Consider the following 7,273-nt stretch of genomic DNA (forward strand, 5'->3'; position numbering starts at 1 on the left):
AACCGCGCCTGAAAGACGCGGTGTTGCCTCTTTAATACTGCACCTGCGTGAAATAATACAGGATCGCATTGCGCTGTGCACGCGCCTGCTTCTGCCAGTCCTCCTCACTGTCGATGAACTTCTGGTCCTCCTCGTTATCAATGAAGCAGAATTCACTCGTCAGCGCCGGAATATTCAGCGCCGCTGCTGCACGGTTGGTGTAATAATAATCGCCGTGGCTGCCCTCGCGGAACACGATCTGGCGAATCGGAACCCCCAGCTTTTCGTACTCGTCGAGCAGCGCCTGCGCCAGAATTTTGGTCGGGCCGCCGTTCTTGTCCGCAATCTGCGCCAGAATTTCCGCTCCGCGTGCAGTGGTGTTGGCTGCATTGTGGTGGATACTAAAGAACAGGTCCGCCGAGGACGCATACTGTTTCATAACAGCGCCGCGCAGCGTCAGCTCGCTGCCTTCCTCAAGGGTATCGCGCACCATGATAACCTTTGCACCGGCTGCCTCAAGGTACTGCTTGAGGTACTGCGCCACATACAGGTTGACATGCTTCTCATCGAGCGAACCGCCGTTGTTCCCGCCGACATCGCTGCCGCCGTGACCTGGGTCGATAATGACCGTCATCACGCCGTCAATGTGCGAGGTGCGCGGCGGCTGTATCGGATCGTTATCCTCGTCGCCGCTGACGTAGTCGCGCACGCGCGTCAGGTAAGCCGCACTACAGTAGCGGCCGCTGCCCGAAGCGTTATCCATAATATGTGCCCAGCCGCTGCTGATGCTGTCAACCGCGATTTCCGCTCCGCTTTTCAGCACGCCGACCAGCGTGCCGGAGGTGCTCGGGCTCGAGCGAACAGACAGCTCGGAGTCCACGGTTACACGGTACACGCCGCTTGTGAATGTCTCGGCGGGCGTATCCGGCGTTGTCGGCTCAGTCGGCGTCGTCGGCTCGGCGGGAGTCGCCGGTGTACTCGGCGTCGAAGGTGCGCTCGGCTTGGAGACAGTCGGCTCGGTCTGCTTATCGACCGCCGCATTGTAATCTCTTACGCGCACCAGATAGTCCGCGCTGCAGTAACGGCCGCTGCCGCCTGCGCTGTCCAGTAGGTGCGCCCAGCCGTTCGACAGCTTATCCACGATAACCAGAGCATCCTTGGCGTACTCGCCGACTTCGGAATAGGTTTTGCCCGGACCGCTGCGCACGGTCAGCGCCGAATTGACATTGACGCGGTACACACCGGTCGTGAACGAAGCCGGAATCGGTGCAGGTGTCGGTGTTTTAAGCGAAACCGTGCGGCTGGGTACGTCATAATCCGCCGTAAAGCCGAGTGCAGCCGCCATATCGGCAATCTTGTAGTAGTTGTTTCCGTTGATGATGTAACCGTCAAACGAAACCTTTTTGCCGTTCACCTTGACGATAGCCGTGGTGGGTTTGCCTGCCGCGCTGGACAGTGCCGCCGTATTCAGCTCTCCGCCAACCGCGGTGTAATTTTTGCCGGTCGTCAGGGTGATGACGTTGGTGGATTTCTCCCAACCCACCTCAAACTCTGCGGTGCTGTTGCGCAGCAGATAGGCTACGTCACGCAGCTTGAAATAATTATACTTGTTAATTAAGTACGCCTGCGGATTGGTCACCGCCTTGCCGTTGAGCTGAAACGCATGCGTGGTCTTTGCCGCGCTGACGACCGCTCTCGCCTGCGGCAGATCCTGTGTCAGATCCCGCTCGGCGGCAGTCTCGGTCGTGACGGCTGTGGTTTCTGCCTCCACAGCATCCTGCGGCAATTCTGCGGCCGCCGCACCCGCTGTCATATATATCGCCGCACTCAAAAATACCGCGATCATTCGTTTGAAACGCATTCTTGAACCTCCATGCTGTTTCGCCGATGGGTTGCTTTCCTGCATGCCCGCTGCGGGCATTCTTGATGGTATTTTACCACAAAACGGGGCACATTTCAACGAAATATGACGAAACCGGGGCATTGTAATATTACAAATGCCCCGATTATTCCATATAAGTACAATATTTCGTTAAATTTCTTCCATCTGCCTGTTGATGGAATCCTCGCAGGAACGCATGGCATCCAGCGTTTGCTGCCACAGTTCCTCGAGCGTCAGTCCGCACAGCTCCGCGCCGCGCTCGATGACCTCACGCGAGCAGCCTGCCGCGAACTTTTTATCCTTGTATTTTTTCTTCAGGCTCTTGAGCTCCATGTCCTGCACGCTCTTGGACGGGCGCATGAGCGCCGCCGCACCGATCAGGCCGGTCAGCTCATCGGCTGCATACAGCAGCTTTTCCATCTCGTGCTCCGGCTTGATGTCCACGCAAATCGCCCATCCGTGGCTGCATACCGCGTGAATAATGCTCTCGTCTGCACCGCCTTCGCGCAGCAGCTCAGATGCCTTGACACAGTGCTGCTCCGGCCACTGCTCGAAATCAATGTCATGCAGCAGACCGACAATGCCCCAGAATTCCGGGTCATAGCCGCGCTGCTCCGCAAAACAGCGCATGACGCCCTCAACCGTCAACGCATGCCGTAAATGGAACGGCTCCGCGTTGTACCTGCGAAGAAGCTCCCATGCTTGTTGTCTGGTCATTTTACAAAATCCTTTCTGGCATTTTCAATGTATGCATAGGACGGGATGCCCATATCAGTTTTGCAGCCAGCTTGGCTTTTCTCGCATTCTGACGCCGGCGGCGATGCCGAGCGCGGCGAACATGGTTACGATAGACGTACCGCCGTAGGAGAAGAACGGCAGCGTCAGACCCATGACAGGCAGCAGACCGACATTCATAAAGATATTCATAAAGGTCTGGAACAGCAGCATGCCGCTTACACCGACCGCAATCAGCGCCGAAAACGGCGTAGAGGCGCGGTACGCCACATAAAACAAACGGATGATCAGCGCCATCAGCAGAATGATGATAAGCAGGCAGCCGAGGAAGCCCAGTTCCTCACCTGCGACCGAGAAAATGTAGTCGGTCTGGTTCTCCGGCACATACTGCATCTGGGTCATCGTGCCGTTGGTCCAGCCCTGACCGGTGAACTGCCCCGAGCCGATGGCGATCTTGCCGTAGGTCGCCTGTCGGGACTGCTCCACGTCAATGGACGGGTCAAACAGCACGAGAATGCGCGTTTTCTGGTAATCCTTGAGCACATAATTCCACAGGATCGGCACGCTTGCGATACCGACTCCGGCGGCAATGCCCAGCCACTTGAGCGGCAGACCGGCCGAGAACAGCATGATAACCGCGATCATCAGGTACTGGATCGCCATGCCGGTGTCGCCCGACGAGAGCACGACCGCCCCCATCATTACCAGCGTGTGCAGACCGACCGAAACCAGTCCGCGCCATTCGGTGATATGATCCTGTATTTCGGTCATGTGCGCGGCAATCGTGAAGATGAAGATCAGCTTGCCAAGCTCACCCGGCTGCAGGCTTGTCACGCCCAGATTGAGCCATGCACGCTGGCCGTTGACCTCGGTGCCGAGCGGCGTAAACAGCAGGAATTGCAGCAGAATGTTGCCGATCACGAATATTTTCCATAGGTCGCCCAGATTTTCCAAGTCGATCAGACTGAGCGCAATAAATGCCGCCAGACCGAGAATGATCGCGGCACCCTGTACATACAGGTTTTTCGTCGAGCCGTCCAGTGCCGTCACCGGGTTGAGCGTTGCCGAGTAAATGAGGAACATGCCGTAGATCGAGCAGACCAGTCCCAGCAGCATCAGATACAGGTCGGTGTTTTTGATATAATGCGTAACAGAGTGTACAATGGAACGAGCAGCGTCCATCAAACCCCTCCCTTTCAAAATGGAAAATTGAGAATTGAGCATCGGAAATTAAGGTATCGCCGCAAAGCGGCGGAATTAAGGCAATACCGCATAATTGAACAAGAGTGATTTGCGAGTAAATTTTGCGTACTGACGAGGCACAGTTTTGCGGCAATACTTGATGTATTACCGTAAAACTTCGGCAGCGCGGACGGAACTCGCGCAAGGAACCGAAGCCAAAGTCAGGACACAAAATTTCCGCAAAGCACCGCGGCAGCGCGACCGGAGCCTGCGCGAGGAGCCGCCGCTTTAATTGTGCGGTGTTGCCTTAAATTGCAGTGCTTTGCACTGCCACACTCATTTTCCATCCTCAATTACATTTCTATATGATACCACAACACACCCCTCTTTGCGAGTAACAATTTCGGCAAATTTTTCGCGTGCTTGTATGGAAAACCGGACGAAGTATTGATATAATGAATATATTATGTTACCCGCTGCAAAATAGAGGAGGAATTTCATGTTATCCGATATTGAAATCGCACAGGGCTGTCAGATGCGCCCGATCACCGAGGTTGCCGCTGCTGCCGGTCTGGATGCCGATGATCTGGAACTGTACGGCAAGTATAAGGCAAAGCTGTCCGCAGACGTGTGGACCAAGGTGAAGGAAAAGGAAAACGGCAAGCTGGTCCTCGTTACCGCCATCAACCCGACGCCTGCCGGTGAGGGCAAGACCACGACCTCGGTCGGTCTGGGGCAGGCACTGTGCAAACAGGGCAAAAACGCGATTATCGCACTGCGCGAGCCATCTCTCGGTCCGGTATTCGGCATCAAGGGCGGCGCGGCAGGCGGCGGCTACGCGCAGGTTGTTCCGATGGAGGACATCAACCTGCACTTTACCGGCGATATGCACGCCATCACGGCAGCAAACAACCTGCTGTGCGCCATGCTGGACAACCACATGCAGCAGGGCAATCTGCTGAACATTGATCCGCGCCGTATTGTGTTCACCCGCGTAATGGACATGAACGACCGTGCTCTCCGCAACATCACCATCGGTCTGGGCGGCAAGGTGAACGGCGTGCCGCGCGAGGACCACTTCATGATCACCGTAGCGTCCGAGGTTATGGCTATCCTGTGTCTGGCCGCTGATCTGGACGACCTGAAAAAGCGTTTCGGTGATATTCTGGTGGCATACAGCTACACCGGCAAGCCGATCTATGCACGCGACCTGCATGCAGAGGGCGCCATGACGGCACTGATGAAGGATGCCATCAAGCCCAACCTGATTCAGACGCTCGAGGGCACGCCCTGCCTGATGCACGGCGGTCCGTTCGCCAATATCGCACACGGCTGCAACAGCGTGCAGGCAACCAAGCTGGCACTCAAGCTGGGCGATATTGCCATCACGGAGGCAGGCTTCGGCGCTGACCTCGGCGCAGAGAAATTCATGGACATCAAGTGCCGCAAGGCCGGTCTGGCTCCGGACTGCATCGTACTGGTTGCGACCGTCCGCGCGCTCAAGTACAACGGCGGTGTAGCCAAGGCTGATCTCAACCAGCCGAACATGGATGCGCTGAAGCACGGTATCTGCAATCTGGATGCACATCTGGATAACATGAAGAAGTTCGGCGTACCGGTCGTTGTTGCCGTCAACGCATTCCCGACTGACACTGACGAGGAGATGGATTTCATCCGCGAGCACTGTGCCGAGCGCGGTGTGCGCGTAGCACTCTCCGAGGTATTTGCCAAGGGCGGCGAAGGCGGTCAGGCGCTGGCCGACGAGGTTCTGGCTGTGCTCGACGAGGGCAAGGCCGACTTCCACATGCTGTATGAGGATTCGCTCCCGCTCGAGGACAAGATCCGCAAGATCGCCAAGGAGATTTACGGTGCACTCGGCGTGACCATCGCGCCTGCCGCAAAGAAGGAGTTGGCAAACATCACCGAGATGGGCTACGGCAACCTGCCGGTCTGCGTTGCAAAGACGCAGTATTCGCTCTCCGATGACGCATCGCTGCTCGGCCGTCCGACCGAATTTGTTGTCAACGTACGCACCGCTCGTCTGGCTGCCGGTGCAGGCTTTGTCGTTGTAGAGACCGGCTCGATCATGACCATGCCCGGTCTGCCCAAGGTTCCGGCTGCGGAGAAGATCGACGTAGACAACAACGGTAAGATCACCGGTCTGTTCTAAATACAATTCAAATGAAGAGTGGAGAGAACATCGGCTGCGGTGTGCTCTCCACTTTTCCCTCTTCTTTTTGCTGTGAAAGTGATATTATGCAAATCAGTCTTATTTTAGCGCAGCAGATTGCCGAGCTGTTTCTCATTCTTCTGATCGGCTGCGTGCTCGTCAAGGCCCGGCTGCTCAAAAGTGCGGACAGCCGCGTGCTGTCGGTCGTGATGGTATATGCGGTCATGCCGTGTGTCATCATCAACGCCTTTCAGGTGGATTACACCCCTGCCGTTGTTACCGGATTGCTGTACGCCTTTGTACTGGCGATTGCGCTGCACGCGCTGCTTCTTCTGCTGGCGCGGCTGCTGCGCCGTCCGCTGCGGCTGGATGTGATTGAGCGCACCTGCATCATCTACACGAATGCGGGCATTCTGGTCATTCCGCTGGTGCGGGCACTGCTTGGCGAGGATTATGTGATCTATTCCTGTGCGTTCCTCGTCGTACAGCAGGTTCTCCTGTGGACGCACTGCCGCAGTCTGCTCTGCGGTACGCGCGGCTTTGCGTGGAAAAAGATCATCGGCAATGTCAATATCATCGCCATTTTGATCGGCGGTGCACTGTTCATCCTGCGGCTGCCGCTGCCCGGTCTGGTGAACGATTTGTTCTCTCAGCTTGGCGCGATGGTCGGCCCGATCGGCATGCTGCTGGCTGGCATCGTCATTGCGGACACGCCGCTCCGCCAGCTGTTTATGCGCCGTCGGCATTATGTTCCTGTGCTGCTGCGGCTGATTATCTGCCCGATTATCACGGTACTGCTGCTTCGTGTCATCGGTGCAGCAAGCTGGATTCCGGATGGACACAGTATTCTGCTGACCGTGTATCTCGCGTGCATCACGCCTGCGTGCGCTACCGTTACTTCGATGGCGCAGCTTTATGACCGCGATGCTGAGTATTCCAGCGCACTGTATGTGCTCACAACGCTGTTTTCCATTCTCACCATGCCGCTGATGGTATGGGTGTTTGAGGTGCTCATTTAACAAAAACCCGTGTATTTCACAAGAGATACACGGGTTGCGGCTGTCGCGAAACTACAGTTTCGCCGACAAGCAGACAAAGTCGTCCGAAAGTTCCTATGCAGAAACTTTCTCCCTCTAAAAGTGTAAAAAACCAGATACATGCTCCGGCTTTTTACGAATTTGCACAGCAAATTCTATTTTATGCGCGCTGTCGCGCGATTGAATTAAATTCAACTTTTTCGATAAACTAAACCCGTGTATTTCACAAGAAATACACGGGTTTTTGTTAAGGCAACACCGCACAATTAAAGCGGCGGCTCCTCGCGC

General features: G+C 55.9%; 5 protein-coding genes. 2 read left to right on the plus strand and 3 right to left on the minus strand.

The window, feature by feature from the left end; all coding sequences use genetic code 11:
• Positions 1–31: 31 nt before the first annotated feature.
• The 3 genes from PGY33_RS01920 to PGY33_RS01930 all read right to left on the minus strand — a co-directional run bounded on the left by PGY33_RS01920 (position 32) and on the right by PGY33_RS01930 (position 3,778).
• Positions 32–1,840, minus strand: a complete 1,809-nt coding sequence (locus tag PGY33_RS01920; RefSeq protein WP_158575073.1) for an N-acetylmuramoyl-L-alanine amidase — start codon at positions 1,838–1,840, stop codon at positions 32–34.
• A gap of 171 nt (positions 1,841–2,011) precedes the next feature.
• On the minus strand, positions 2,012–2,578 hold the full coding sequence (locus tag PGY33_RS01925) for a hydrolase (protein WP_118478860.1): 567 nt from the start codon (positions 2,576–2,578) through the stop codon (positions 2,012–2,014).
• A gap of 54 nt (positions 2,579–2,632) precedes the next feature.
• On the minus strand, positions 2,633–3,778 hold the full coding sequence (locus tag PGY33_RS01930) for an FtsW/RodA/SpoVE family cell cycle protein (protein WP_158575072.1): 1,146 nt from the start codon (positions 3,776–3,778) through the stop codon (positions 2,633–2,635).
• Positions 3,779–4,277: 499 nt separating this feature from the next.
• Between PGY33_RS01930 and PGY33_RS01935 the strand changes: the two genes are divergently transcribed.
• Both PGY33_RS01935 and PGY33_RS01940 read left to right on the plus strand, forming a co-directional pair.
• Positions 4,278–5,948, plus strand: coding sequence for a formate--tetrahydrofolate ligase (locus PGY33_RS01935; protein ID WP_118478856.1), 1,671 nt, complete (start codon positions 4,278–4,280; stop codon positions 5,946–5,948).
• Positions 5,949–6,034: 86 nt separating this feature from the next.
• The gene (locus PGY33_RS01940; RefSeq protein WP_118478854.1) at positions 6,035–6,967 is read left to right on the plus strand and encodes an AEC family transporter; all 933 of its coding nucleotides are present in this window, start codon (positions 6,035–6,037) and stop codon (positions 6,965–6,967) included.
• Positions 6,968–7,273 lie beyond the last annotated feature (306 nt).

It is taken from the genome of Butyricicoccus sp. AF18-9LB (assembly GCF_027684505.1).
Taxonomy (GTDB): domain Bacteria; phylum Bacillota; class Clostridia; order Oscillospirales; family Butyricicoccaceae; genus Agathobaculum; species Agathobaculum butyriciproducens.